This window comes from Ktedonospora formicarum, assembly GCF_016587355.1.
Classification (GTDB): domain Bacteria; phylum Chloroflexota; class Ktedonobacteria; order Ktedonobacterales; family Ktedonobacteraceae; genus Ktedonobacter; species Ktedonobacter formicarum.
Map to the genome: position 1 here is coordinate 340,201 of NZ_BNJF01000003.1, position 25,255 is coordinate 365,455.

A 25,255-nucleotide genomic window follows, 5' to 3' on the forward strand; every position below is an offset into this window, starting at 1 on the left:
AAGCAACCTAAATCACCAAGAGTGAGACAGAACCACCATTCAGGGCAAAAGTGCCGGTTTGGGGGCAAAAAGTGACCACATTGGTAAATTGGGCGAATCTTCGAACGCAAATACTGGCCTCAGATCCACTTGTTCGAAGATTCGCCCAAAAAATGTTTGGATGGAAATTCGAACTCATTTCGGAGATGGGTTCTCTGGTTCGTCAGGTGAAGGCTGTTTTTTGGGCTCTTTTCCTTTTTTACCTTTTGGCTTTTCTTGTGCTTCTCCTGGCTCCTGTTTCTCCGGTTCCCCTTCTTTGAAACGGTTGTTTTCTGCATCAATGATCTGGATGGTGTCGCGACGAAGGGTGAGCAGTTCCGCAGCAGCTCTCAGATGTTTTGAGGTTACCTCGGCCTCTCGTTGCGCATACGACCACTTGAGCGCCGTTGTCACCAGCTTCATTAAGGGATCCATGAGCACTCGCCCACTTTTCTGGGGATCGAGTAACGGATGGGTCAGCCATTTGTAGAGGCTTCCAGTCCACTGCTGCAAATTTAATGCGGGGAAAGATGGACGATAAATCTGCTCCAGAGCAAGCAGAATATCACGTATTTCTCCCTCGGTATGACTGACCACGCGACAGTAGGGTTGAAGGCAATCCAGCCGTCGCCGGAACTGCATCCACATGGTTTCTGGCTGATCGAAGACATCTTTCAGAGGGATCGATGCTCCTCTTCCAGCGGTCACTAAACAGAGTCCGAGGTGATGGGCAGGGAAAGCCAGGAAGAGGTGATCGGTTAATTCTTTCAGGAAAATCAGATGCGGCATGGAGAGATCATGGGCGTCATCACAAATCAGGCACTCGACGCCATATTGGCCCAACAGATCGTACAGTAAATATTTCCGTTCGCTCCAGCGTCCCCGTGCCCCGACTCCCAATGCTCCCAGGAGCAGGTTCCCAAGCGCCGCTTCCCGAGGATCATTTTTAGGAGCCGTCACTGCCAGCACTGGATACCGCTGTCCTCCTACCATTCCGGCCTGGCGTGCCGCCTCATCTCGGAGGTCGCCAATGCCCATGGTTTTTCCAGAGCCCGGCTCGGCTACAATGACATGCCATGATCGATGGAGCCACGCCTGACGTAACAGAGCCTGAAACCGGCGCTCAAAGGGAGTTTCAATGAAGCCATCGAAGAGTGGAAGTGTGCGCATCATTACCACCCACCCTCCTTTTCCCGATACCGAATGGCCAGGGGCTCCCAGGAATACACCTTCTCCGAGTCAGGGATGGCTTCGGCAAGTTGGAGACTCTCTCGGGCAGCCGGAGCCAAGCCCTCCAACGCCTCAGCCACATACGAGGGGTGAATCTCCTCACGTTGTCGATCCAACTGTCGTGCCTTTTCTCTCTGGCGAAGAGCTTTGCCCCGTTGCTTTTTCGTAGTTTCGATGTCTTCCTGGATCTGAGCGCGTGCGTTCGCTACTTCTGCACTCGCGGCTTTTGCGCTTTTCGTATCGGCTTGGCGCATCGCTTTGGCCTCCCATTCGCTCACTCGTTGTCCCATGAAGGCAGGGCAGTAGGCTTCTCCCACATAACTCCCCTCGACAAAGAGGTAGATTACACTGACATCTCTGCGATCGTAATAGATCTCGAATTCCCGGCCAGCCAATCGATTGAGCAAGCCTGGACTCACATACCAATTCCCCTGGAAAGACAGGCGCGAGCGATCATGAACCCGATAGGCTCGGCTGCTGAGCTTGCGATTTTGTGCCTTCATCAGCAGGAGTTTGAGATCATCCGGGGCTCCCAAGTACTGAGGAACCCCTGTTTGGCGAACAGCTTCTTCCCAAAGAACGTTTCGCTTTTGCCGACGCAACCCATCCCAGTTTTGTTGGTAATCATCGACAATAGCACGGATGAAGTAGTATTCGAGCTCTTCCAGCTTTATGCCCCAGCCCCTGCCGCTTTGTGCGCATCATGAACCCCAAAACTGGTATTGGGCAAACGCCGCTCAAAGCACTGGGTCATCCAGCGAAAGAGACTCTCCACCGTTCCCTTGGCCGAAGGACAATATGGGGGTGCTTGTTCGGTGATGATGCCTAGGCGGTCTACCAGCGCCTGGCGCGCCCTTTCAGACGTGAAGATTTTGCCTCGATCGTGGAAGATGGTTGCGGGCTTACCGGAGCATGGCCATTCGTGTTGACACCCAGCTTTGAGAACCAGCCGATCTTTCGGCTCTAACATGCCTTTCACCAAGCGCATGTAATCTTCCTCAGCAAGTGGCCCCAGGGCGATGACGGCACTCATGATCGCAGCAGTCTTCACACACACGAGAACGGCAGCATGAATGCGGCTGGCAACTGGGATGCCATCTTTGGTGACCACGTAGAGTTCCATCGTATGCTCATCGACCTGGGCTAATTGGGCAGGGGCAGGAATGGAAAGAGCAAAAGAGAGGGGAGACTGCCGTTCTCGCCGAGTGCCTCTCTCCTCGCCGCGCTCCTTTCGCACCTTGGGTTCCTGTTGAAGGGTGTGGATGTACCGTCTGACCTGATCGTAACTTGGGAGGGCGAATGTCCCTCCGGTGTCCTGCCGTAAACGCGAAGCCACCTGTTTGAGTTCGACATGTTCGGTAATGGCCTGAATTGACAGTTTGGTTGGTCGGCTGTAGAGAAGGCGAATCGTTTGTTGGAAAGCAGGATGGAGTTCCAGGTCTCGATGGTAGGTCCCATGAGGAACACAGGCGACCTGCCCCAACTCAATGGTGCGTTTGACCAGTCGGCACAGGGTAGAGCATGCCATGCTGGCTTCTGCTGCCGTTTCACAGAGGCCTGCTCCATTCCTGACTGCTTCCACAGCACGCAGATTGCGCAGAAAGCGTTCCCGTTGCTTTTCATCCAGGCAAGAAGTGTCAAACGTGGAAAGGTGATCTGGCTTCCTGTCGTGTTCTTCGAGGGTACTGACATTGAGAGGAGGTGAAGCCTCCTCGTGGATGCTGTTCTCCAGATGGGAAGGCAGAGGATCAGGAAGAATCGGAGGAGAGTCAGGCGGAAGACAGATCAACGGAGCATATCGAGTCAGTTGGACATTCGCCAGATCGACTAACAGGTGCCCACTCGCGGCAGCATCAGCACACCTTTTCCAGACCGCCGCTTCTTTTTCCTCTGGTGACCAGCGTTCTCCTAGACGTTCGACGATTTCCTGGACACAAGCAGCTTCCCCCCAGGCCCACACCACCTGGAGCGCTTCTGCTAGTTCTGGGAAAGACGGAAAAGGCTGCCGCCGAGCATGTAAGAAGACGAGATTGGCATGCCTTCTGGAGAGTAAGGTGGTTTCCGTTCCGATCCAGTACATGCCCCCCTGAGCGCGAGCTACATTGCGCGCCGCCTCTGCCTTGGCCTGATTGCGTTCCCTACGTTTTTCCTGCTCCATCCCAGCTTCTGCAATGAGTAAGGAGCCATCCTGAAGCTGACCGACGGCATCGGGCAGGTACACATGGGCATTTCCGTCAAACAGGTAGTTGATGGCAAAGGGGGTTGTCAAAGGGAGGGTCATTTTGTAGGTTGAGGCAAAGGTAGGACCGATGTCGCCTCGTCCATACCAGACCACTTGGGGATGATATTCTAGGTACATCAACAGGCGTTCTTCCATCAGGCTACAAAAAGGCTGTCGGGTAGGTTTTTGCCCCCCTGTCTTCCAACTGGGAATCCAACCAGAAATACTCTCGCCAGCAATTTTGAACAGATCGATGCCACGAATTCCGTTCTCAGACATGGGCAACTCCTTACATCCATGAATTTCCATCTCTACAGAACAGTGTACTCGCGCCACAAGCTCATCGGGAGGTCAATTCGTCTCCTTGTTCTCTTTTTGATCCCAATTTTCGATGATTGGAGCCGATTTGTTCGAAGATTGGCCCAATTTACCACACATTTCAAGTCATTTACCACATAATGGTAAATATGTGAATGTTCGACAGTTTTTGAGCCGAAACGTGGGAATTCGGCGCGAATGTTTGGAATCAACAGGTTATTTGAAAGTGAACCCGCGTTGGAAGCGGCCTGGTGCATACGCATGCTGTAAATTCATCGAGAATTTCCACAGAGCAAGAGGATAAGGCACATTTGCCTAGGTTCTCTGCCGGGTGGTGCGGCTGCGACGTATGAGGCCTTTGGGCGATGAGCGTGCCGCTTGGTGGAAAAAATGGTATGGCCCACAGAGAGATGTTGAGCATATTTTTCTACCTCCCCTTAAGGTCTCTATGTCTCATTGAATAAGCCGATACTTATGAATAACAAGAGAACGCTTACGGAGAGGGAAGGATGGAAAGAGAGAACGTATTCTTCTCGACGTCTTGAGGTTAGAACAGGTACGCATCTTCGCCACCAGGGATGGGAACACGTGAAAGAGAGATTGACCGCATTATGTTAAAGACAAGGCACATCACGCGTCTTACACCAGAGTCTCATGAGACGCTCCTCACGATTCTCGAGACCCTTCCTGGGGCCTTATTTGTGCTCGATGATGCCTCAATAATTATCTACGCCAATGCAAGTGCACAGGCCTTGCTAGGCACCACACCAGAGACACTGGTTGGAAACAGCTTCTGGGGCTGCGCGCCACAGTTGGTGAGCACGGCGCTCTATCAGGCCATCCAGAAGACGAAACAGACCCGAGCTCTGACCGATGTGCAGTATGTATCTTCCGTCACCCAGCGCTGGCTGCACGTGCATCTTTCTTCGACCAGCGGGGGACTCACCTTGCAGTTCCATGAGATGGGAGCACCAGCTGAGCGCCAGGAGATAGCTCACCAGCGCGAGTCCTTCTACATGGAGGTACTGGAGAACGTGCATGCTGGGATCGTCTTTCTGACGCCCGAGGGGATCATCTTGGATCTCAATGAGGTTCCGTTAGACGATGCGCAGATCCGACGCGAAGAGGTGGTTGGCAAACCCCTGGTTGAAGGCCCCTGGTGGTCCTTTTCTCCTCCCAGTCAAGCGCAAATACGCGCTGCCATTGCACGAGCCAGCAGGGGTGAAACGGTGCGGTTCGAGACTCCCATTTACCCCAGAGAAGGCATGGAGCTTCACCTGGAGGCCGCGATCACCCCTCACAGGGGTGCGGATCACCACGTCGACTATCTCATCATGGCTGGCATCGACATCACCGCGCGCAAGCACGCTGAAGAGAAACTCCATACCCTCATCGATGCCATCCCCCAGTTGGTCTGGACTGGGCGACCCGACGGGTATGTCGATTTTTATAATCAACGCTGGCGCGACTATACCGGCTTGAGCACCGAGGAGGCTCAGGGGGAGGGATGGATGCAGTGTACCCATCCTGAGGACCGGAAACGCGTGCTGGAAGCGTGGCAGAATGCCGTCCAAACGGGCACGCCGTATGAAACGGAACAGCGCCTGCGCCAGAGCACGACCGGAAACTACCGGTGGTTCCTGATGCAAGCAACACCCTACACTGATGCACAGGGTACGATCCTCAAATATATTGGCACCTGTACCGATATTCATGACAAAAAGCGGATCGAAGCAGAACTGAGTGTTCTCATCGATACCATTCCCCAATTGGTCTGGATGCTTGGCCCGATGGCTCGAGTGAATACGGCAACCAGCGCTGGTGTGACTATACCGGTATGTCCTTTGAACAATACCAGGGGAACGGCTGGCTCCAGGTCATCCACCCTGACGATTCTCAGCACACACTGACGCTCTGGTGTCATGCGCTTGAAACCGGTGAACCCTTCGAGATCGAATATCGTCTCAAGAATGGTAAAACGGGGGCTATCGCTGGTTCTTAGCTCGTGCGCTCCCGGTACGCGATGAAGCAGGCCAGATCATCAAGTGGTTTGGCACCTGCACCGATATTCATGAGAAAAAGCAGATCGAAGACGACATCCGTGTCCTGGTTGATGCCATCCCCCAATTAGTCTGGATCATGCATCCCGATGGTTCTGCTGAATACGCGAACCCACGCTGGTGTGATTATACCGGCATGACCTTTGAACAATACCAGGGATACGGCTGGCTCCAGGCCATTCACCCCGATGACCAGCAACGCATCCTGGCGGAGTGGCAGAGCGCCGTCCTGGCAGGCAAGCCCTATGAAGGGGAACAGCGCTTGCGCAGTAGCACCACCGGAGACTATCGTTGGTTTCTTGCCAGAGGTGCGCCGTTCAAAGATGCGCAGGGCACGATCCTGAAATATTTTGGCACCAGCACTGACATCGATGAGCAGAAACAGGCTGAACAGAGAATCAAAGCGAGTGAGGAGAACTGGCGTGTGCTGGCCGAAACAGTGCCGCAGATGGTGTGGACGAAACGACCCGATGGACATTTCGAGTACACGAACCAACGCTGGTGTGACTACACCGGGCTGACGCTTGAGCAGATACAAAGCGACCAATGGGCGTATCTCCCGGTTCTCCATCCCGATGATCGGGATGGCAACCGAGCGCATTGGCAGCATGCCCTGGAGACGGGAACCATGTTTGAGTACGAACAGCGTCTCAGACATGCTCAGACTGGGGAGTATCGCTGGTTTTTAGTCCGCGCCTTGCCAGTCCGAGATGGCACTAGTCAGATCATCAAATGGTTTGGCACCAGCACCGACATTGAGGAGCAGAAACGAACGGAGGAAGCCTTACGCCAGAGCCAGGAACGAGCAAGCATCCTGATGAACTCCAACATTATTGGGATCTTTGTCGGCGAAGGCGACCAGATTGTAGACGCCAACGACACCTTTCTGCGCATGACCGGCTATACCCGTGAAGACCTCCGCGCGGGGCGCATGAACTGGACACACATGACCCATCCAGACTATCTGGCTCGGACCGTAGAGGCCCAGCATGAACTGGACACACAGCAGTCGCTAACGCCCTATGAGAAAGAGTATGTGTGTAAAGATGGCAGTCGCCTCCCCGTGCTCGTGGGCGCGGTCCTCTTAGAGCATCACTCGTTCCAAGCGATCACCTTTGTGCTGGATAACTCGGCGCGCAAGGAACTGGAACAACGTAAGGATGACTTTATCAGTATGGCCAGCCATGAACTGAGGAACCCACTTACCGCCTTGAAATTACGAATTACCTTGCTGCACCGGCAACTGGCCAAGCAAGGCCTCCAGGCTGCTGTTTCGGCTCTTTGCAGCATGGAGACCCAAATCAACAAACTCACCCGGCTAGTGGAAGAGTTGCTCGATGTCTCCAAGATCCAAGCAGGCGGGCTGGAATACGCCCAGGAGTGGGTAGAGCTTGACACATTGCTGCGGGAGATCGTCGACACCATACGGCAAACCAACCCTAGCCATACCATTATGATGCGTGGCGCGGTGCAGACCAGCCTGCTGGCGGATCGAGACCGGTTGGGACAGGTCTTCACCAACCTGCTCAGCAATGCCATCAAGTATTCTCCCGGTGCAGAGACCGTCGAGATGGATCTCTCCGCCTCTGCTGAGACCGTCACGGTCCGTGTACAGGATCATGGCCTGGGCATCCCACGAGAGCAGCGCGACAAGATTTTTGAGCGCTTTTATCGGGTCACTGATTCCCGGCAGCGGGCGATTCCCGGCTTGGGCATGGGACTCTACATTGTGGCCGAGATCGTCAAACACCATGGGGGAACCATCATGGTGGAGAGCGAGGTGGGAAAAGGATCGGCCTTTACAGTTACCCTTCCCATGAGGAGGGGGGACTGAGCGTGGAAAGTACGCCATGCACGTCATCTGGGTCGGTAATGGTGACAGAAGGGGTTTGGGCACGGATGCCCACGGCTATCACCAACTCGATTTCTGCGAACACTCTCGCTCGTCCGTTTTTCTGTCTGTGCGTACTCCAGTTGCCTCATCTGTGTCACCAAACAGAACGCAAGCCTCGTCAGCTGATGGGCTCAAAAGTCGGATCAATTTCACGGGGGCTGCCATCAATTTACACTATGTATGTGCGCCAGACCGCTTCCAGCACGGCTTCACTTTCAAAGAACCTGTTGATTCCAAGCATTCGTGCCGAATTCCTACGTTTCTGCTCTAAAACTGTCGAACATTCGGTTCATACACACTCTTGGTGAAGTATGAGCTTACTTTTGAAAGTTCCTCGCGTTTTTTGAGCACAAAGAATTGTTTCTCATTGTTCGCTTGATGTACTTATCACCGAGAATGTATAAGAGCCAACATTTACCTTATTTACTACATAACGAGAGAAAGCCATGTTCCAGAAACTGCTACGAGACCCTCTCTCCTTCTGCTGAAGCTATTCTTCTTGTTGAGGAGTATTCCTTTTAGTAGAGTTTTTCCATGAAGAGCAAAATAGGGATGGTGTTTCGATGACTGAGAAGAGCGAAGTGGCTCTGGAGAATACCCTCCTGTAAAAACGATTCTTGTGGTTGACTCTTCTCTTGTGGAGAGCTTTCTTATTGACTGTGATGAAAGAATGCTAGTCGCGAAGAAAGTCTACCACTTGGAGTGAACCCTCGAGACCGAACAGTGACGGAGGTCAACTTCTCCGAAATGTAGTAGACGAAGGAGAAGCGATGATGCACAAACGCCAGCACAGTCCTGAGTTTCAATTGGAGATTGTTCGGCTCGTCACTCCTGAAGAAAAACGGCCTGCCCAGGTCTGCCATGAACATGGCTGGCCGAGAGCGTGTTGTCGCGTTGGCGCAAGGAGTACCAGGAACGTGGAGAAGCTGCATCCTGGTCCCAGGCAGAATTAGCCACGCCAGAAGTGGCGCGCATTGCCGAATTGGAGCAATTCTGTGGACAGCTGGCTCTGGAGAACGCTGTGCTAAAAAAAACTACGACGGCAAACCTGATCTGCAAAGCAGCTCCTCCAACAAGGTGAGATAGGTCTGAGAGTCGCGGCGAAAACGGAGTTGCTTGCGACGACCCTCACCGCGATAATCGAGCGTGTGGCGCAAGGTCCGCCAAGCAGCGAGGTCAGAAGGGCACAACTCTGCTGCTGACACGGGAAAGATGCGGCTGGCCCCAGCTGCAACGACACGCACTGAGCCGCGCACCACGAGCGTTGGTGAGGCCCGTTTGCGTCCAGTAGCGCGCCGCTCCACATGGCGGGCGGTGCCAAAGAACTGTTCCAGTTCATTGTTGGTCCGAGGCAGGTCGTGCACCTGGTAGTAGGCAAACAGGCCATCCCAATAGCTGGCCGTGACTTTCTGGAAGTGCTTGACCGCAGGAGCCAGGACTCCGAGCCGCTCTTGCTGCTGCGTCATGGTGGATAAGAGTTGCTGATAGTCCCGTTTCACCATGCCGATCAGCGCGATATCGGCATTGGCAAGCAGGTGGGCAGCCTGATGCACCCACGCGTAGGCTTGGTGAATGGCCGGGAAGAGGTCCTCTGTTGCTGCCAGTCCCGCTCGCACCGCGTGGTGGAGGCGGCTGAGTTCAACAGGGAGCCCCTTTTTTGCTCGACGCGGACAATCGAGTCGCCGGTGGACGAATTTGCTTTCTTGCCACAAAGAACCTCCTGCTGGATCATGTCAGAAGCCGCAGCCAAGACAACGTTGTGGCTTCTTGTCTACGCATGTTCTGGATCTGTCACTGGATGATTTTCGGAAGAAGGAAAACATGGCACCAACACGCGTTGGTGCCATGCAAAAGAGGAAAGATGAGTCCCTGTCTTGTTTATGGGGCTTGCAGAGCGCGTTCCGCCAGACTACGAAGCATCTGGATGTGTCCACGATGTTCAACCTCATGTTGGATCAGGTGATGAAGCACCCATTCTGGAGTAACATCATATTCGGGGAAGGTACGAGGGCGACGAAACTCCTCGAGAGACATCCCGCGAAAGGCAGCAAGGAGATGGGTGCGTAGGGTATCAAGACGCCGCAAGTGCTCATCCAGAGAGACATGGCGAATCACACTCAAAACGTGCTGGGCATCTCGATCTTTGATGGCAAACAACGCTTTCAGTTCCTCAGGCCAGGGTGCGTTTTCCAGAGCTTCGACGTAGAGCCAATCGAGCTCAATCAGTCCAATATGGTAGAGCAAGGTTCCAATGCTATTTTCTGTTGGAGAAGGTGTCCAATCGAGCAGGGATTGGTCAATATTGGCCAGTGCCATTTTTGTTTCGCGGCGCGTGTCCTCAAGCATCCAGAGCCAGCGCCCAATGGTAGGTTCATACGAAGGGAATGGTTCAACACTGAGAAAATCTCTTGTGGTATGTGTCGGCAAGGATGGTACTCCAATCTGTTTGATGTTGTGTTTTTAGAGAGAGATCAATGACAACCTGGTGAACAATCATGGTGTTGTTCTTCATAGAGCACCTCCTTTCTTCCTTTCTGACCAGCTTAACACACGTGAGTATAACACACCTGTCCTGAAAACGCCAAAGAGAGCGATGGGCCAGAATCCGAACCTGATGGACCATTTTGCTTCGCGAGCCAAACGAAGCAGATCTGCCACACACCTCGCGTTCGCCTCCGCAGAAGTTCTGGAGGACAAAGCCGCCCCTTCTCCCTTCTATCAGCTTCAGATCAAGCTTGCCATCCTAGAAAAAAGCTGAGTGGCAAACTGGGATTGAAGGAAGGTGTAGCCTGGAAGGAGAAAGCATGTGAGAACCTCAAGAGGAGAAAGAGTATGGCGAGAGTCACACCGCGCCCGGAGGCGACGCACAACAGAATCCTCATTCCGTTAAAAGAGCGATGTGAGCAGTGTGACCAGCCCCTGTCGGTGTCAAATCATGGTCATCGCAGCGTAGCCACGTTATCTGGCCAATGGAAATTGACGCTCGTGATCCGTCAATGTATCCAGCCGGACTGCCCCAACTCTCACCAACACCAACGACCGGAAGAAGAGGGGCGCTGGGCACTGCCCCATGGCGAATTTGGCTTGGAGGTGATTGCCTTGATTGGCCAGTGGCGCTTTCGAGAACACCGTAGTGTGCCGGAAATGCATCAAGCCTTACAGGCTCGTGGGGTGAGCATTGTGCTACGCAGTGTCACTCACTTGATGCATCGCTATGAAGAGTGAGTGACTCTACGCATCGCCGATCACGAACGCCTCAAGGCTCGACTCCAGGCACAGGTCCACGCCAATGACGGGACCGGTGTGGAGCGATCCAGTCCCTGCAACCAGGCTCAACCTTACAGCAGCGAGCAGAATCATTGAGCCATGTAAGAGAATGGCAGAGGTTCTTTTCATGTGTTTGACGTTTCAGGTTGATCGTGACGGGTTCCAGGTCGGCGCGGATGCCGTGCGGGAGTGAGTCCCCCTGTCACAAATGACGCTTTCTGTCCATGCTCTCTGCTCGTCAGAAGCATGTTTGTGCTCTCTTGGCTCTGTTTTTTTCAAAACGCTCAGAGCCAAGAGAGCGTTTTGATCCGTCTGATCAGTGCGAGCGGGAGCAAGGTGAACAAGACAGAAGCGTTCCTTCTCCCGCGCGTTGTCTCTCCTGGCCAGAAAAACACCGACAGGCCCTGGCCATCCTGATCTCTTTGTTGCTATCGAAGCTTGCTGCCTGCCTCCCATGCAATATTTCTGACTTTCCACGCAGGCTTTCCCGTGAGAATCATATTCAGTCCCCATTTGCGTCCCCACACCAATCCGCGATTTTCTCCCAGGCCGATGCAGAAGAACTCGAGAATCGACGCTGCCGCTTTGTGAACCGGTGCGGGGCGGCCCTCCAGATCAGCCTTCAAGACTTTTCCCAGTCGATCTGCCTGGAGTCCAGCTTCTCCGCACCTCATTAGATCTGCCTTACCGGTTGTCGGGTCGACGATTCTCGCACAGTCACCAATGCTGTAGATGCCAGGTGTCCCGTGGACGCGATACGATCCATCCACCAGCACTTGGCCATGAGGAGTAAGCGGCAAGCCCATCGTGCGCAGGGCCGGATTCGGAATCAGACCAATCGTCCAGATACAGAGACCAACCGGGAGATGATCGCCAGTGTCCAACGTCATCACTCCTGCATCCTCCCGCATTACCTTCCGGTTGTAAAGCACGGTCACGCCACCTTCGCGGAGGATCTGATCTAATTTTCGTCCAACATGCTCAGGTCCTTCCAAGAATAATCGTTCCTGTCCACTCAGCAGGTAGACAGAGATATCAGACGGGTTCAGTCCAAGTGATATTGCTTCCTTCAGCATCTCACGTGCCAGCTCAGCTGATGTCTCAATGCCACTGATGCCCGCCCCTGCGACTGCGACGGTCATCAGCCGCTTTCGTTCTTGAGGATTGGTTTCATCAACCGCTTGCCGGAGATTGGCGCGCCAGCTTTTCCGGATGACTGCCGCCATTTGCAAATCCGTTAAAGCAATGCCTCCCTGACCAGGATCAGGTTGCCGAATGACGCTCCCAACCGCTACAACGATAAGATCATACCGCATTCGGGCAGGGCGTCCTTGCGCATCCTCATAGCGAATCTGTTTTTCCTCACGCTCCACAGACATCACCGTCCCCTGCACGAATTCGACTCCCTCTGAAAATCCATACTGGGTCCAGGGAATCATAATCTCTTCTTCGCCCACGGCTGGCCGGAACAACAGCATTTTGCGCATATGGCTAGGCTGCTTATCTATCAGAACAAACCGAAGCCGCTGTCCATTCGCCATGTGCTGGGTCTCTTCCTTGAGGGCTTTAAGTGCTCCAAGCCCTGCATGACCGCCTCCGATGATAATGCATGTCAAGTCGTTCACAATAGTGCTCCTTTGTCTTTCGTATATGCCGCTTCTCTTTTCGGAACGGATGTGCCCATCTGAGAAGCGTTCGAGACGAACATTGAGAAACACAAGATCCAACAAATCCTGAGGTAGGGCTAGGCGGGCGAACAATGATGAGCGCAAGACAATGCTTTCACAGATGCAGCGGTTATGCACGCTATTGAAAACGGAAACCAGCTGGAATGAACAAGAAGGCTATCTTGAGGTCATTATCGGCAAAGCACCTCATACAGAAGTAGCACAATAACCGCCTTATAAATGCTCTATCGTTGCTATTCTTTTTTGGATCTTCTCATGGCATGATTTAAGAAAGTCAAACCAGCAAGGAGGTTCCCATCATGTCAATGACAAATGAATTTGAGAAGCCACAAAATAAAGTTCAAGAGACTAACCAGAAAGAGGAAACTTTGGCCTCTAAAAACGTTTCACGCAGCACAATAAACTGGTCCGAAGATACTTTCGATTGGAAAGCGTCCAGGGAAACTCCTGGCGAGAACAACGGCAATCTTTTTCGTCAGATGTTGCAGGCCCTTTCACCTTCCAGCGATAACTTCGTTGAATTACAAAGCAATGCGAGTTGGGGGCTGGTCTGGATACTGCTTATTATCAGCTCGCTCCTGACATCGCTCACTTCTGTCCTGCCTTCAGCCAGTAAGGCATCATTGTATCCTGGTTCCTTTATCCTTAACCTCATTCTCACCATGCTGATTGGTTGTGCTGGCTTCTTTATCGGGGTTGGCATCATGTTTGGCGCTGGACGGGGCTTCTCAACAGAGAAGACTGGCCGCTTTGTTGAACAATGTTATACATTCCTTTTATTCAGCTTACCGCTTTCGTTTATATCAGCTCTACTTAGCCTTATCCCATTCGTAGGCCCACTTGTTACCTTCGGATTGGGCATCTATGAAATAATCCTGGCAACTCTGGCAATCAAGGCTGTACATGATATCAGCGGCGGAAAGGCGTTTCTTGCCCTGCTGAGCCCTCTTCTCCTCTTCGTTCCCCTGGTCATCTGTGTGGCTATGTTCTACGCTTCCACACTCAGGTAGAGGCCGCTCAGCCTTTCAAAGAGCGTGCTTAAGTTGGTGGAGTGGTGCAAGGTGGCAGGCAGCCAGGAGCTACCCGCCACCTCTCCGTTGCCCTGGATGAGCTCGACGCAAAAAAACTTGCCGCACCCAATATGTTTCGTCTCTCGAAAATGGCCTGATGGTCGTTGCTTCAGTACCCATTCTAAAGAACACAGCGCAACAATACTCGGGACTCACGCCCGCAGAGAAAGGCCCAAACATTGCTGAATCTGGCCACGCTGGATTATGATAAAGAGAGAACCGATTATTGGAAGGAGCCATTTCCCAAGACCCTTATGGAGAACACTCAAACCTATCAACCCCTCCTTTTTTCTATTGCCTACCGCTTGACTGGATACGCCAGTCAGGCCGAAGATATTGTGCAGGAGGCGTATCTACGGTATCAACAAGTGGATCAGGCCGCCATTCACTCGCCAAAATCCTATCTCACCACAATTGTCACCAATCTCAGCCTGAACTATCTGAAATCCGTCCAGCGAGAGCGTGAAGAATATATTGGGGTCTGGCTCCCTGAGCCTCTTCTTACTGCTCTCCCCAAAGGGAACTCTCCCGAAGAGACGTATGAGCAGCAAGAATCCCTTTCGATCGCCTTTCTTGTGCTCCTGGAGCGTCTTTCGCCACCGGAACGCGCGGTGTTCCTCCTGCATGAGGTGTTTGACTACTCGTTGGTGGAGATTGCCAAGATCATTGAGAAAACCCCGGAGCACTGTCGCCAGCTCTTTCATCGCGCGAAAAACCATCTCGCGGAGAAACGCCACCGCATCTCGGTCTCGCCTGCCCATCAGCGACAGCTCACCGAGTCCTTTGTGGCGGCCTGTCAATCGGGAAACCTCACCGCCCTGACCAAACTGCTGGCTAGCGATGTCACGGCCTGGGCAGATGGCGGTGGCAAGGTTCGTGCGAGGCTCGCTCCCATTTCCGGTCAGGAACGGGTGGCCAAGCGCTTTATGGTCGGCTTGATGCACCGAATGCCTGCGGACGCCATTCTTTTTATAGAAGAGATCAATGGCGTGCCCGCCATTCTCTGCTGGAGTGACAGCCATCTCAACTGGGTTCTGACGCTCGATATCCGCGATCATGTTATCGTTGGGCTGTATACCCTGGTGAATCCTGACAAGCTGGCTTTTCTCCAACGCCAGTTGGAAAGCCGCCCGGAGCCGTTCCTTTCGTCCTCACAGGTTCTTCCATAGGGGAGAGATGCATCTGGCCCAATTGAGGGAGAAGAGATAAACCCAGGACACGTGGAAAACACTCTCGGAAGCGAGATCCTCGTGAGAGCATTTTCCACGTATCCTGGGTTTCCCTCAGATTCGGTGAACAGCATCCCGGTACCGTTATCCGAAACTTACCCACATATGGACAAGCCATATCTGGTGTTCGGTTCCTGCTTCAACGAACAACCTGCCTGGTTTCCCAGGTCTTACAGGATCTCCACAGGCGTACATTCCGACGTAACTCGCCGTACTAGCAATAAGTATAGCAGATGAGTTAAGAGCATTAAATGTCTACAAATAGCAAGAAATGTTCATAGTTCAAGAAGCTATGATCACCCCTTGCGAGACATTTGCATCTACCTCGCGGGAAAGATGGTAGCTGTGCCGTGTTCGCACATGAGGAACAGAATGCGTTTTGTTCAACGGAGCGTTCTGTCGGAAACCATCCACGCACAGAGATGTGCTATTCTGCTTCACCTTTCAGTTCTTTCAATCGTGCGAGCACAATTGATGGCTCAAGGCGGTGGGTGATGTCTGCATCGACGAAAGCCAGACGGATTGTGCGGGACTGATCAATCAGAAAGGTTCCTGGAATGGGCACTTCCCATGAATCGTCGCCATTGTACTCTGGCAGATTCGCGCCGCCCAGTCGAGCGCGTCGCTTACGTGTTTGTTCATCCATCTGAAAGACCAAGCCAAACTGGCGTGCCACCAGGTTGCCCACATCTGAGAGGACCGAGAAGGTCAGATGCTGTTTTTCCGCTATCGTGAGGCTATGATCTGGCAGCATGGGTGAAAGGGCAACAAGCGTTGCTCCCAGGGCCTGAAACTCTGGTAGCAACTTCTGGTAGGCACGCAATTCCAGATTACAGAAGGGACACCATCCACCACGATAGAAGACCAGCACAACCGGTCCCTGCTCAAGCAGATGTGAGAGGGTGACGCGTTGGTTCAGAGCATTGGGAAGCGTAAAATCTGGCGCTAGATTATTTTCCTTCAGGGCTTTTTCCACCATACCGGAATTCACCAGGGATTCAAGGGTTTTCTGCGACTCCTTTGCTGCATCCTCTGGCATAAGCTTGTAGACCTGATCCTTTAATATATCCAGCTGTTCCTGGAGAGGAAGGTCGCTTGGAGGAGACATCGAGAGAACGGTATTTGCAATTTGTTCTTTAGGCGTCATGTTCTTTTTCCTTTTTCTGTCTTTGACTTGTGTGGCTAATTATCCAGCCTGTACGAGAAGCGGGAACGAGCTACCCGCCCTATCCATGTGCTTTGGGAGATGCTTTATGTTCTACTCTTTCTTTACCTTATAGATGGTGTTTTTTAGCAAATCTCACATGAGATCAATGTTTACATACATAAGGCTCGATATTGAGTGAAACGTGATAGAACGCCACTGGATCGAGCAGCAGATGTTCCAAAGCGACGGTTATCAGTCGCTTTCTGTATCTGCGCTTCTGGAAAAGGGACAACTGAGTCTTTCAAAACGTGACAGCCGCGTGACAAAAAATATTCATCTCTCGAAAATTGCCAGATTGTTTTGTGGAGGAGATCGTGATTCTTTAGCATGCGAAGAGGGCAACCCAAAAAGAAAATTCACATCCCCCTTTAGGGAGGGAGATTGCGCACTGCTATACTTCCACCATGTCGCAACACCAGTTCCTTACAGATATAAAGACCAAGTCCCGTTGATTTTTCGGCCTCCCTTCCCGTTCAATCACTCCCGCTGACCTGTGATAGTATTTGTCAAAGATGTGCGGCAGATCTTTTTCGTTAATGCCCAACCCACTGTCACACAGATAAAAACTGAGTACGCTTTTATTCCAGGCCCAGGCAACGGTAATCCAGATCATAGGCAGCAGGATCAAGGAGTGATGCGGGCAAATGTATGGCGAAGATCGTATCATGCTCATGGATTTCTCATCTCGCGAGCACGGTGTTCTGCTTTGTCACATAAAATTACGTACTTGTGTACGTTCTCTTTCTCTTGTACATTTCCTGTATGAACTTTTGAAGATAAAGTTCAAATACATCGTGAAGAGAGAAAAACATCGTGATACAAGCAAATACTACCCGTTCAGTCAAAGACTGGCAGCGGAAAACATGGCATGACAAAACAGAAGTCTCAGGCACGAACCTCTTCCGCGTGGAGATCCTTCATCGCTATGAAGGCATCATTGAAGGGGAAGGCAGTATTCAGTATCTCATTGCCGAGAACAAGAATCTTACAGGCAGCACGATTGCGCTGGAAAAGGTGACAGGCAGTGTTGATGGAAGGTCGGGCAGTTTTGTCTTCCAACAAATAGGCACGTTTGATCATGGGAAGCTTAAGATGACCTTGATGGTGCTCCCTGGATCAGGCACAGATCAACTGAGTGGTCTATGCGGACAGGCAACGCTGATCAGCGACCTCCATCAGGAGATCTATTCTCTACCATTCGATTATACGTTTGAAGAGACAAAATAACCTGATGAATGCGCAAGGGAACTGTGGCCCTGGGCTGAGAAAAGGCCCAGAATCGCAGTTTCCTTGCTAGCTCGCACGCGCCACTGGTTCATCCAGCACTGGCCAATCGTAGTCCAGGTCAAGCTGCTCGCAAATCCACCTGCCCCAGGCATAGAACTGACGCAGGATCGGCTCTGAGTTTCGTCCCAATTCTGTAAGCGTGTATGCTCCCTTTGTCTTTTTCCCAGAAGAGGCTTGCCGGTAGAGCACACCCATCTGTTCCAATTTCCGCAGTTCCAAGGTAAGTACCTGTCGGCTGATCTCGGGAAGCAGCTTCTGTAACTCGCTAAAGCATTTGGGATCACTGAGCAAATGATACCAGAGCCAAAACGTCCATTTGCCTCCCAGGCTGACCATCCAATCAAACTCCAGATGAACCTGCTCGCAGTACCATCTCCCCCAGGCTTCAAGTTGGCGCACAACCGGCTCTGCTTGCCATCCCAATTCCGTAAGTGAGTACTCCACCTTTGGAGGGACCTGTACATACACCTTTCTGCGCAGCACTCCTATCTGCTCTAATTCCCGTAACTCCTGGGTCAGCATCTGTCGGCTGGCTCCCGGGATGAGCCGCTGTAATTCGCCGAAGCGTTTGGTTCCGCTGAGCAGATGATGCCAGATCCAGAACATCCACTTGCCTCCCACCCCCACTCCTCCGATTGGGCACACCGTGGTCTTTTTGACACGTGTCATGTTTCTTGACTCGACTTTCCCGTCACATAGAATTGCGTACTTGTTCCCATCGCACGCCTCCTGTACATTCATTGTAGCAAATGCGCGCAGGCCATGACAAAACACGGCTCCATGGAGAGCGGAAAAATGCTTTCCTCTGCTTGAACAGAAAGGAAAATGGTTTTATGAAAACGGTACATATTCTGCACTGGGTGGGAGACATCGCGGGTCTGGGTGTATTGGCGCTTGGACTCATCATATGGATAATAGGTGTCTGTGGGAAAAGATGGCGCACCTGTTGCACGGTATGAGCCCAGCGCTAGCTAAGACACGCCAACGCCGGAGAAGCCCATGGCAGATGCTCAGGAGTAACGCTGGCGACATACAAGACGTCAAAGCGATCATTGTGGATCAGCGGGAGAAGCATAGAATACTCCTGTTTTTCCCCGACAATCACGATGTTGGTCCGTGGATGGTAGGACTGCTCAACCATGGGTAACCCCCCCTGAAAGAATTCGAGCTCTTATTCAAGCTGGCAAGTGAGCCCGGAAGGACCTTCTCCTGTAACCAACTGATCGAAGACATCTGGGGCTATAATTTTGTTGGCAACGAGCGAACGCTGGATGTGCATATCAATCGGTTGCGCGAACGTTTTCCCGAAGATCGTCATTCCTTCAGAATAACCACCATTCGGTGGGCCAGGATACCGGCTGGAGGTGGATTCGTGAAACACACTGCCGTCAAGACGGATTCTCGGTTATCCATCCTGGATTGACTGGTATTATCTCAATCCACAGCCGTTGCTCCAAGGTAAGGAAAATCTCAGCCACAGCTGCTAGAGGACATTGCAATAGAGGTATCGGAGGACACCATACAGACGTAATACGTGCGGCCGTAGGCTGTTTCATAGGGTACCAAATGCCCACCCAGTTGCATGCACCCGGTTTTGAGGCAATTGTATCTCTGTTTCTCCCGCAGTATCGCCTTGTAGTAGTCATATAAACGGTTAGGCTGGTCGAGTTGGTACTTTATGTATCGATCCACATACGAACGGAGGATGGGCGTGTTCGGTTCGAAGGACCTGCCATACTGCTGATCCCCAAAGGGACCGTCTTGGATCTGCTGGTGCTTTCCAAGAGCCTTCGTGGAAACGCTCACCCTGGCGCTGGCAGCGGAAGCTGACATGGAAAAACTACCCATGAGCAATAGAGTGAGTAGCCCACTCAGGAAGAGGAGACCAACGCTTTTGCTTCTTAAAGACATGATATTGCTCCTTCTCCTCGCCAAGGGGACAAGGGTCAACAACAAACGCGATCAGAACATACAACCAAAGCACTAAACACTTACTACGTATATATCATCAGGCAAACTCATCTCAAAGAACATGGACAAGTTGCACACTCCCTTGCATCCATGCCTCGTTTCCGCTTCCTGACGATGGAAATTGCGATCAGCTTCCACCAGCTCGAACCATCTTGGAAAGTACGGCTGTCGGGATCAGTGAAGTAGTTCTACGAGCGCGATATCATTATACTGCAAGAGTCGTAAAAATTAAGGCTTCCCAGCATGCCCACGTTACATAGGTATCCGCCGTAGGGGCTGGGTACTAATGTTCCATGCCATTTGGCGCATTCGGCATAGAGACAACGATAAACGAGTCTATGTATGACGAATTTCTCATACTGTCTGATGGGTGTGTCGGACCAACGATGTTCACCGTAGTACTTTATAAACCCAGGGCCATCTTGGACCGGCTGGTGCTTTCCAAGAGCCTCTGTGTGTACACAAGCCCTGGTACTGGCAGCAGAAGCTGACATTGGAGAGCTACCCATAAGCAACAAGGCGAGTAGCCCACTCAGAAAGAGGATGGCAACGCATTTGCTTCTCAAGGACATAATATTGCTCCTTCTCCTATGTTGGGGTAAGGCTTGCTGCGGAGGCGTTAGCTGTCGTTCCCATGACGAAGACAACAGCGACGATCACACAAAGCATGACCAGGCAAAGGATTTTTCGTATGGCGGGAAGACTCATGTTTTTTCTCTTTAGTACTTGAGTCTAGATTGCTCCTGTCATGTCTATCGATCATTCGAGGATGCTCCTACAAGCGCTACAATGAATTGCTACACAAGCCTCGTTCCACATGACCGCAGTAATCCCTCAAGCAAACACAACAAGAAGGAAGGGAAATTACTACAAATAATCTCGCATCTTGATCTTCTCGGCCACTAACAACCAACTTACCACCACACCTAGATCCTAGATTTTAAGCGCCAGGAGTCCGACTACAAACAGTATTGAAAAATGCTAGCAAATGTTAGCATTGTTTTCATTTATACTCCTACTGCGAGAGGCACTGGGTGGTAGGATAGGCCGCCAGCGAGGTACTGATTTGCATCAGTCCTTTTCCAACGGCCCTTCTCCGAACCATGGCATGCACGATTTCCATGCACCAGGCTCTCCAGAGGCCTGCGTCTTTTCAACGCGACTCCCACGATGGTCTGTTTGACCCATCCAGGTCAACCGCCGTTTCCTGAGTCTGGCCTCCTGTGGCACTTCGCACCGTCACAAGGTGACTCGCTCCTATTGCCACTCCGTCGCCTTGATCCTCGCGGATGGTAGGCGATCCCCAAGTTACGAGTAATCTTCGCTCCGTATGTAGGCGCCCCGTTCGTCGTTTCCCCCGAATGCTTCAATAACACCCCCAACGCTCGATCTGTTCAGAAAACCCGACCATGACTTCAAGCTCAGTGGGAATACACTCAGCAGCGAGCACCATCGCCGTCAAGCGCATATGCCCCTCAAGCACCACGAGCGGACTTTCCCTGTTCTTCCCCACCAAGATCAACGTCGGAAACTGAACCCCCGCATGGAAGGCTTCTGCCATCTGGAGAACCCCTTGATGGCTGACCCCAAACACTTCATCTCCAGCCAGAATCTTCTTGCGAGCATCACGAGGCAAACGCGATCCCCCAGACAATTCAACCCAGTAATCGTACTCAATGTATTGGACCTGCTCCAACTCCTGCTGGGAAAGCATGGCCCGTTCCCACCGCACGTCGAGCGGAAAACCCTCAAAGTAGTCCAGGTACTCTACGTCGAGAGGCAAGCTCTCAAAGGAGTCTGGAGTCTTGCCATATCCTCGATAGGCTCTCAGGATGCTCCGGCGCTGGGCATTCTCTTGCGCATCGTGAAGGTTCGGCTGTTCAATGAGGCGTGGCGGCCATTCTTCTCGTTGTAAGACCTGCAAGATGTGCTGATGGGTGCGTGAGGAGGGATATTCAGTGGCCAGAAAGAGGGCAACCATCTCCGCTTCACTGACGGGTCTCACTGTCCGCATACGGCTCTCCTTTCTCCGACAACAGCTGCTTTTCTTTCTCCTATTCTATCCCGGATGTTTCTCTGCCTCAATGTACTAGATTGATGTTCATGACATGAATGCTATATCAACATAGATCTTATTCACTTTCGTAGCAATGAACTATCACTTTTACGCATGTATCTTGTATTATACCTTAATTCTCCCTCTTTATTATGGATGCATTTTCTTTTACCTATATAAAGCTAAGAAATCCTCGCATATATTTCAGGCCAAGGCAGCGTTAAGCAAGCAAATAAGGCAACAAATCCCCTAGACTTGTAAATGAAGCTATTATGGCCCACAATGTGCAACTGGGAATTCGATGGATGGTAGCATCATATTCCAGCAAAGAGGTCAATATGATGCCACGATCCAACGAACTCCCTAATTTTCTGATTTGCTATCTGTTCACAGTGCTATTCAGGAACGAATGCTACTCATCAAGCACCCGACTCGCGGCTCTGGCAACCTGGTTCGCCCTGACTGGTTTGTGAGGAGGCGGCAGCATTCGTTGTTGCTCCTGGGGAACAGGCATCACCCATTGGGCCGAGGTAGCGGGTGCCCAGGCGGAGACATCTTTGCCCCGGCGAAGCCTGTCCCACTCGATGAGAATGCGGCGGGTGGCTTCGGCACGGCTAAGCCCTCCCCACTCTTTGCAAAAGGTATCGAGCGCTTGCAAGGCTTCATGCAGCCTGGGCAGGCTCGTGTTCCAGTACACATCATCATCGTTGCGCATTTAGTTTCCTTCCTGCCAGCGATTCTCATCCAGAGAGGCGGCAAGTTCGGCATATCCACAGATACTGGCATGCTCTGGATCAGGCACCGTGACGATCTGACATTCCTGCAACGCCTGACGAATCATATCTTCAAAGTAATAGGCCCCTCCGCCGCCAAGATAGATCTTGTCAAATTGCGTCCCGGCGGGAGCCCCTTCCACATTCCACGTCCCAATAAGAAATGAGGACAGGGAACGTGTCAGACGCTTGAGCGAGCCTGTAATCACCTCGGTGATCTCCTCACCTGGCAGGTCGTTTGTCCCAGTGGCGATGTGCGGATAGGATTGATGATGCGCATAGGCACCCAGCAGCGCATGCGCCTTCTCAATTGGGAGCTTACGATGATATTTCCAAACTAACTGCTGAAGATCCTCCACCAACTGACCAACACCGAATTGTTCGCCTTTGCACAACGGGATGAGCAACCGCTGTCCGTCGGCAGCCACCAGATCGGTGGTGCGTTCCCCCACATCGATGACCGCCTGCTGACTGCTTTCATCTCCACAATGAATGAGAATACCCTGTCCCTCCATCGCGACATAGCCGCACTTGACGACGACCTCACGACTCCGCCCGTTGAAGCTGAAGCGGTAGTGCCGCGAGAGCGCCTGCCTGACGCGTTGCCGCCGTGTGCGTTCGTAGAGGCTCACCGGCAATGCCGTCACCAGGCGCAACTCAAAACAACGCTCGGGAATCAGCAGACATGCCAGGCAAAGTAACAGGACCTGGGCATGCTCAGACCAGTACCGGCGCTCGTCATTAAACGCGTTATGGCTATGGGTGCCATGCGCGAGCAAACGCCCAAGGAAGTAAGTATGATCCTCTAGCGAGAGTACATAGTCGCCTGGCTGAAGCACATCGGCGAGTCTGTCATGTGGATCGCTGCCCTTGAGAAGCGTAGCAACCTCGCCATCCGCAAGAAAGCTTGGAAGCGTGATAAGGTCCTGCGCCAGCGTCAGCACATCGGCGGGAAGCAATTTTATGCCCGCAAACCCAGAACCAACCTCAAATCCGGCATAGTAGAGAGGAAACGTGGTCTGCATACTTCAAAGTCATCCTTCTCATGGCTCATACTCTGATGTACAGGCTCCATAAAGTGGTGGACCTATGCCACAGAGCGATGTACAACTGCTACAACATACCATCAGTACAGGAACATAGAGTACATGCCCCACAATATGTGGAACATGTACTCATAGATTCAGCCCTCACTTCTCCTCATGCATCGCCTGTTCTTGAGTATACCTCTGCACAGGAGGCAGGAGAGGGGCAGGCAAGAGAGAGGGAGGGAGGGGGAGGGAGAGTGTGGACAAGAGCACAAGGCATCTGGTTTCTTCGAGATGAGGGCAGGCAGCTACTTCTCATGATAGGTGAGAGGTTCCAGGCACGACGCAGGTCAGAGAGAGCAAGCATAGATCTCATTCGCTCCTTTGTGAGAAATGTTGTTCCTTGAGGTCTTGTCAAAATCAGTAATCAAGTCTCAGTATCTGATACATTGCTGTTATATCTGGTAGTTCATCAGAAAAGCCTGGCGGCGGCATCATAAAATGATGAGCCATTGAAGAGCGTAGTGCGTAGCTATCAAATGGCTGAATCAAGGCATGAAAATGATAACGCTGGAAGATTTTTCTTTTCTCCACCGTCATTTCCTAAAGCAGGCTTTCGCCGTAGAGAATCGTCACAGTTCCAAAATGATCGTGATGATGAGTATCGCGAGGGCAAGAGAGCCGAGCGCGAACAGGATACCAGCCAGTCGCAAACGTCGCATTTTATATGTTGTGATATTTTGCAACCTTTTGCCCATCTCCGTGACATTATAGCGAGGAATCGTGTAGAGTCTCGGCTGACTTGCCAGAAGCGCCGCCGCCATCGCGAGCAGATACAGAATGAGTGTGAGAATCACCATAATTTTTGCTGGCATATTTCCTTTGAGATAGGGAGGCGGAAAGTTATTGCTAAATGCGGTAACGGCAAACAGGACTGCCAGGAAGGTCGCGATGCGCTCAATCAGGCTTTTGCTCGCTTCATCGAGAAACTCAAGCTGTTTGCTTTTCATGTCAGTGAAAATCTGGACAAGTTGCTTCCCTTCTTCCGAGAGGTCCTGGGTGTCCTGGATTTCGACCGGTTCTTGCTGATTGTTCATCATTTATATCCTTCACAGTCAACGTGGGCAATGATGGTCTCCCCACATGTTGTACATGAAAGAATGAGTTCATCTAACTCTTTCCCTGCGCGCTGGATGTGACCTCGCGGAACCGGGGAAGACGCTTTACAGACGTACCGTTTGTCAAAATAGGAGACATGCCCATGTTTACAACGCACACCAAAAAGAGCGTGCTGATCCTGGATGTGTGTTGAAGGCAATGGCGTTTGTACTGGTTGTGATGCGGGCTGTGTATAGCGATCAAGCACATCGTGTGCCTTATCGCGGACGCTGGTGATCGTATCATGCCGTGCCAGATGTTCGAGCAGGGCGAGGACGGCTTCTCTCTGTTCATTGCGCTGTAACATCAGTTCCGCCTGCTCAATGGCCGCCTTTCGCTCGCGAATATACTCATGCGAGGCCTGTTCTGCCAGTGCTTGTAATGTATCGTTGGTCGCTGGAGGAGGAAGTAATGGACCAAGCTGCGCCATGCACTGGTCGCAGGGAAGTTGCGTGATAATAGGGGATACAGTCAATGTGGTTGGAAGTACCGTGCGATCTAACGCAAGCACAACAATCTGTTTCTGCAAACGTTGCGCAAAGAGAAGCAGGCGTTCTACCTCGTCTGATTGGGCGGCAGCCTGGCTCCATACGAGAAGAAGTGCGGCGCTACCAAGAATCATGAGTTCTCTACTGGTTGGAGAGATGGTCTCGTGAGGCTTGGGTGGTTGCGATATATGCCAGATCTGATAGCCTAGAGCTTGACCACTATGATGTATCTGATCCGCACAGGCTGAATCCTCTGGTGCATGTAACACAAAAATGCGTAATGCCATTGCTA

General features: G+C 52.0%; 24 protein-coding genes and 2 pseudogenes. 10 read left to right on the forward strand and 16 right to left on the reverse strand.

Annotation, left to right across the window (positions count from 1 at the left end; all coding sequences use genetic code 11):
• Positions 1–174: 174 nt before the first annotated feature.
• From K3T82_RS27895 to K3T82_RS27905, 3 genes are all read right to left on the reverse strand, one after another.
• Positions 175–1,191 (reverse strand): ATP-binding protein, encoded by a 1,017-nt coding sequence (locus tag K3T82_RS27895; RefSeq protein WP_220196813.1) that lies wholly within the window; start codon positions 1,189–1,191, stop codon positions 175–177.
• On the reverse strand, positions 1,191–1,784 hold the full coding sequence (locus K3T82_RS27900; protein ID WP_220196814.1) for a Mu transposase C-terminal domain-containing protein: 594 nt from the start codon (positions 1,782–1,784) through the stop codon (positions 1,191–1,193). The genes K3T82_RS27895 and K3T82_RS27900 overlap by 1 nt, the downstream gene beginning before the upstream one ends.
• Before the next feature lie 134 nt (positions 1,785–1,918).
• Entirely contained in the window at positions 1,919–3,748 is a 1,830-nt protein-coding gene (locus tag K3T82_RS27905; protein WP_220196815.1) for a hypothetical protein, read from the reverse strand.
• 650 nt (positions 3,749–4,398) lie between these two features.
• Here K3T82_RS27905 and K3T82_RS50150 point away from each other — a divergent pair.
• From K3T82_RS50150 to K3T82_RS27920, 4 genes are all read left to right on the forward strand, one after another.
• Positions 4,399–5,697, forward strand: coding sequence for a PAS domain-containing protein (locus K3T82_RS50150; protein WP_420799349.1), 1,299 nt, complete (start codon positions 4,399–4,401; stop codon positions 5,695–5,697).
• On the forward strand, positions 5,625–5,789 hold the full coding sequence (locus K3T82_RS50155) for a PAS domain-containing protein (RefSeq protein WP_420799350.1): 165 nt from the start codon (positions 5,625–5,627) through the stop codon (positions 5,787–5,789). The genes K3T82_RS50150 and K3T82_RS50155 overlap by 73 nt, the downstream gene beginning before the upstream one ends.
• A 137-nt stretch (positions 5,790–5,926) precedes the next feature.
• Entirely contained in the window at positions 5,927–7,681 is a 1,755-nt protein-coding gene (locus tag K3T82_RS50160) for a PAS domain-containing sensor histidine kinase (RefSeq protein ID WP_220196816.1), read from the forward strand.
• 830 nt (positions 7,682–8,511) lie between these two features.
• Positions 8,512–8,694 carry a hypothetical protein gene (locus K3T82_RS27920; RefSeq protein WP_220196817.1) on the forward strand — a complete coding sequence of 61 codons (183 nt, stop codon included), beginning with the start codon at positions 8,512–8,514 and terminating at the stop codon, positions 8,692–8,694.
• An 81-nt stretch (positions 8,695–8,775) separates the two neighbouring features.
• Here K3T82_RS27920 and K3T82_RS27925 read toward each other — a convergent pair whose 3' ends face one another.
• Both K3T82_RS27925 and K3T82_RS27930 read right to left on the reverse strand, forming a co-directional pair.
• Positions 8,776–9,453 (reverse strand): hypothetical protein, encoded by a 678-nt coding sequence (locus K3T82_RS27925; RefSeq protein ID WP_220196818.1) that lies wholly within the window; start codon positions 9,451–9,453, stop codon positions 8,776–8,778.
• Positions 9,454–9,619: 166 nt separating this feature from the next.
• A complete protein-coding gene (locus K3T82_RS27930) occupies positions 9,620–10,168 on the reverse strand; it encodes a DinB family protein (RefSeq protein WP_220196819.1) in 549 nt (182 codons plus the stop codon).
• Between the two features lie 405 nt (positions 10,169–10,573).
• Here K3T82_RS27930 and K3T82_RS27935 point away from each other — a divergent pair, with 405 nt between their 5' ends.
• Positions 10,574–10,966 (forward strand): hypothetical protein, encoded by a 393-nt coding sequence (locus tag K3T82_RS27935; protein ID WP_220196820.1) that lies wholly within the window; start codon positions 10,574–10,576, stop codon positions 10,964–10,966.
• Positions 10,967–10,972: 6 nt separating this feature from the next.
• Here K3T82_RS27935 and K3T82_RS27940 read toward each other — a convergent pair whose 3' ends face one another.
• Entirely contained in the window at positions 10,973–11,137 is a 165-nt protein-coding gene (locus K3T82_RS27940) for a hypothetical protein (RefSeq protein ID WP_220196821.1), read from the reverse strand.
• 299 nt (positions 11,138–11,436) lie between these two features.
• The gene (locus tag K3T82_RS27945; protein ID WP_220196822.1) at positions 11,437–12,633 is read right to left on the reverse strand and encodes an NAD(P)/FAD-dependent oxidoreductase; all 1,197 of its coding nucleotides are present in this window, start codon (positions 12,631–12,633) and stop codon (positions 11,437–11,439) included.
• Between the two features lie 362 nt (positions 12,634–12,995).
• On the opposite strand from K3T82_RS27945, the gene K3T82_RS27950 reads away from it, so the two are divergent.
• Both K3T82_RS27950 and K3T82_RS27955 read left to right on the forward strand, forming a co-directional pair.
• Entirely contained in the window at positions 12,996–13,706 is a 711-nt protein-coding gene (locus K3T82_RS27950) for a Yip1 family protein (RefSeq protein ID WP_220196823.1), read from the forward strand.
• Positions 13,707–13,945: 239 nt separating this feature from the next.
• Positions 13,946–14,935 carry an RNA polymerase sigma-70 factor gene (locus K3T82_RS27955; RefSeq protein WP_236031613.1) on the forward strand — a complete coding sequence of 330 codons (990 nt, stop codon included), beginning with the start codon at positions 13,946–13,948 and terminating at the stop codon, positions 14,933–14,935.
• 487 nt (positions 14,936–15,422) lie between these two features.
• Here K3T82_RS27955 and K3T82_RS27960 read toward each other — a convergent pair whose 3' ends face one another.
• Complete coding sequence (locus tag K3T82_RS27960) at positions 15,423–16,142, reverse strand: peroxiredoxin-like family protein (protein WP_220196824.1); 720 nt, start codon at positions 16,140–16,142, stop codon at positions 15,423–15,425.
• 873 nt (positions 16,143–17,015) lie between these two features.
• Here K3T82_RS27960 and K3T82_RS27965 point away from each other — a divergent pair.
• A pseudogene (locus K3T82_RS27965) lies at positions 17,016–17,348 on the forward strand (DUF3224 domain-containing protein); the annotation flags it as partial.
• Between the two features lie 147 nt (positions 17,349–17,495).
• Here K3T82_RS27965 and K3T82_RS27970 read toward each other — a convergent pair.
• Positions 17,496–18,158, reverse strand: a complete 663-nt coding sequence (locus K3T82_RS27970; RefSeq protein WP_220196826.1) for a winged helix-turn-helix transcriptional regulator — start codon at positions 18,156–18,158, stop codon at positions 17,496–17,498.
• Between the two features lie 164 nt (positions 18,159–18,322).
• Between K3T82_RS27970 and K3T82_RS49250 the strand changes: the two genes are divergently transcribed.
• Complete coding sequence (locus tag K3T82_RS49250; protein ID WP_268886684.1) at positions 18,323–18,448, forward strand: hypothetical protein; 126 nt, start codon at positions 18,323–18,325, stop codon at positions 18,446–18,448.
• 8 nt (positions 18,449–18,456) lie between these two features.
• Here the strand turns inward: K3T82_RS49250 and K3T82_RS27975 are convergent, their stop codons facing one another.
• Positions 18,457–18,630: a hypothetical protein gene (locus tag K3T82_RS27975; RefSeq protein ID WP_220196827.1), complete on the reverse strand. Its 174-nt coding sequence runs from the start codon at positions 18,628–18,630 to the stop codon at positions 18,457–18,459.
• Positions 18,631–18,639: 9 nt separating this feature from the next.
• Between K3T82_RS27975 and K3T82_RS50165 the strand changes: the two are divergent.
• A pseudogene (locus K3T82_RS50165) lies at positions 18,640–18,865 on the forward strand (helix-turn-helix domain-containing protein); the annotation flags it as partial.
• Positions 18,866–18,959: 94 nt separating this feature from the next.
• Here K3T82_RS50165 and K3T82_RS27985 read toward each other — a convergent pair.
• The 6 genes from K3T82_RS27985 to K3T82_RS28010 form a co-directional block, all read right to left on the reverse strand.
• Entirely contained in the window at positions 18,960–19,400 is a 441-nt protein-coding gene (locus tag K3T82_RS27985) for a hypothetical protein (protein WP_220196828.1), read from the reverse strand.
• A 1,426-nt stretch (positions 19,401–20,826) separates the two neighbouring features.
• Positions 20,827–21,474: a hypothetical protein gene (locus K3T82_RS27990; protein ID WP_220196829.1), complete on the reverse strand. Its 648-nt coding sequence runs from the start codon at positions 21,472–21,474 to the stop codon at positions 20,827–20,829.
• 454 nt (positions 21,475–21,928) lie between these two features.
• Positions 21,929–22,231: a hypothetical protein gene (locus tag K3T82_RS27995; RefSeq protein WP_220196830.1), complete on the reverse strand. Its 303-nt coding sequence runs from the start codon at positions 22,229–22,231 to the stop codon at positions 21,929–21,931.
• Complete coding sequence (locus K3T82_RS28000; RefSeq protein WP_220196831.1) at positions 22,232–23,314, reverse strand: ParM/StbA family protein; 1,083 nt, start codon at positions 23,312–23,314, stop codon at positions 22,232–22,234.
• A 635-nt stretch (positions 23,315–23,949) separates the two neighbouring features.
• A complete protein-coding gene (locus K3T82_RS28005) occupies positions 23,950–24,417 on the reverse strand; it encodes a hypothetical protein (RefSeq protein WP_220196832.1) in 468 nt (155 codons plus the stop codon).
• Complete coding sequence (locus K3T82_RS28010) at positions 24,414–25,250, reverse strand: hypothetical protein (protein WP_220196833.1); 837 nt, start codon at positions 25,248–25,250, stop codon at positions 24,414–24,416. The genes K3T82_RS28005 and K3T82_RS28010 overlap by 4 nt, the downstream gene beginning before the upstream one ends.
• Positions 25,251–25,255 lie beyond the last annotated feature (5 nt).

Excerpts from the sequence above, each read along its gene's own strand:
- K3T82_RS27950 (WP_220196823.1), top strand. The coding sequence starts at position 12,996 with ATGTCAATGACAAATGAATTTGAGAAGCCACAAAATAAAGTTCAAGAG.
- K3T82_RS28005 (WP_220196832.1), bottom strand. The coding sequence starts at position 24,417 with ATGATGAACAATCAGCAAGAACCGGTCGAAATCCAGGACACCCAGGAC.
- K3T82_RS27935 (WP_220196820.1), top strand. The coding sequence starts at position 10,574 with ATGGCGAGAGTCACACCGCGCCCGGAGGCGACGCACAACAGAATCCTC.
- K3T82_RS27895 (WP_220196813.1), bottom strand. The coding sequence starts at position 1,191 with ATGATGCGCACACTTCCACTCTTCGATGGCTTCATTGAAACTCCCTTT.
- K3T82_RS50155 (WP_420799350.1), top strand. The coding sequence starts at position 5,625 with ATGTCCTTTGAACAATACCAGGGGAACGGCTGGCTCCAGGTCATCCAC.
- K3T82_RS50150 (WP_420799349.1), top strand. The coding sequence starts at position 4,399 with ATGTTAAAGACAAGGCACATCACGCGTCTTACACCAGAGTCTCATGAG.
- K3T82_RS28010 (WP_220196833.1), bottom strand. The coding sequence starts at position 25,250 with ATGGCATTACGCATTTTTGTGTTACATGCACCAGAGGATTCAGCCTGT.
- K3T82_RS27905 (WP_220196815.1), bottom strand. The coding sequence starts at position 3,748 with ATGTCTGAGAACGGAATTCGTGGCATCGATCTGTTCAAAATTGCTGGC.
- K3T82_RS27975 (WP_220196827.1), bottom strand. The coding sequence starts at position 18,630 with ATGGTTGAGCAGTCCTACCATCCACGGACCAACATCGTGATTGTCGGG.
- K3T82_RS27940 (WP_220196821.1), bottom strand. The coding sequence starts at position 11,137 with ATGAAAAGAACCTCTGCCATTCTCTTACATGGCTCAATGATTCTGCTC.
- K3T82_RS27920 (WP_220196817.1), top strand. The coding sequence starts at position 8,512 with ATGATGCACAAACGCCAGCACAGTCCTGAGTTTCAATTGGAGATTGTT.
- K3T82_RS27995 (WP_220196830.1), bottom strand. The coding sequence starts at position 22,231 with ATGCGCAACGATGATGATGTGTACTGGAACACGAGCCTGCCCAGGCTG.
- K3T82_RS27960 (WP_220196824.1), bottom strand. The coding sequence starts at position 16,142 with ATGACGCCTAAAGAACAAATTGCAAATACCGTTCTCTCGATGTCTCCT.
- K3T82_RS50160 (WP_220196816.1), top strand. The coding sequence starts at position 5,927 with ATGCATCCCGATGGTTCTGCTGAATACGCGAACCCACGCTGGTGTGAT.
- K3T82_RS27985 (WP_220196828.1), bottom strand. The coding sequence starts at position 19,400 with ATGTCTTTAAGAAGCAAAAGCGTTGGTCTCCTCTTCCTGAGTGGGCTA.
- K3T82_RS27970 (WP_220196826.1), bottom strand. The coding sequence starts at position 18,158 with ATGACACGTGTCAAAAAGACCACGGTGTGCCCAATCGGAGGAGTGGGG.
- K3T82_RS27990 (WP_220196829.1), bottom strand. The coding sequence starts at position 21,474 with ATGCGGACAGTGAGACCCGTCAGTGAAGCGGAGATGGTTGCCCTCTTT.
- K3T82_RS49250 (WP_268886684.1), top strand. The coding sequence starts at position 18,323 with ATGAAAACGGTACATATTCTGCACTGGGTGGGAGACATCGCGGGTCTG.
- K3T82_RS28000 (WP_220196831.1), bottom strand. The coding sequence starts at position 23,314 with ATGCAGACCACGTTTCCTCTCTACTATGCCGGATTTGAGGTTGGTTCT.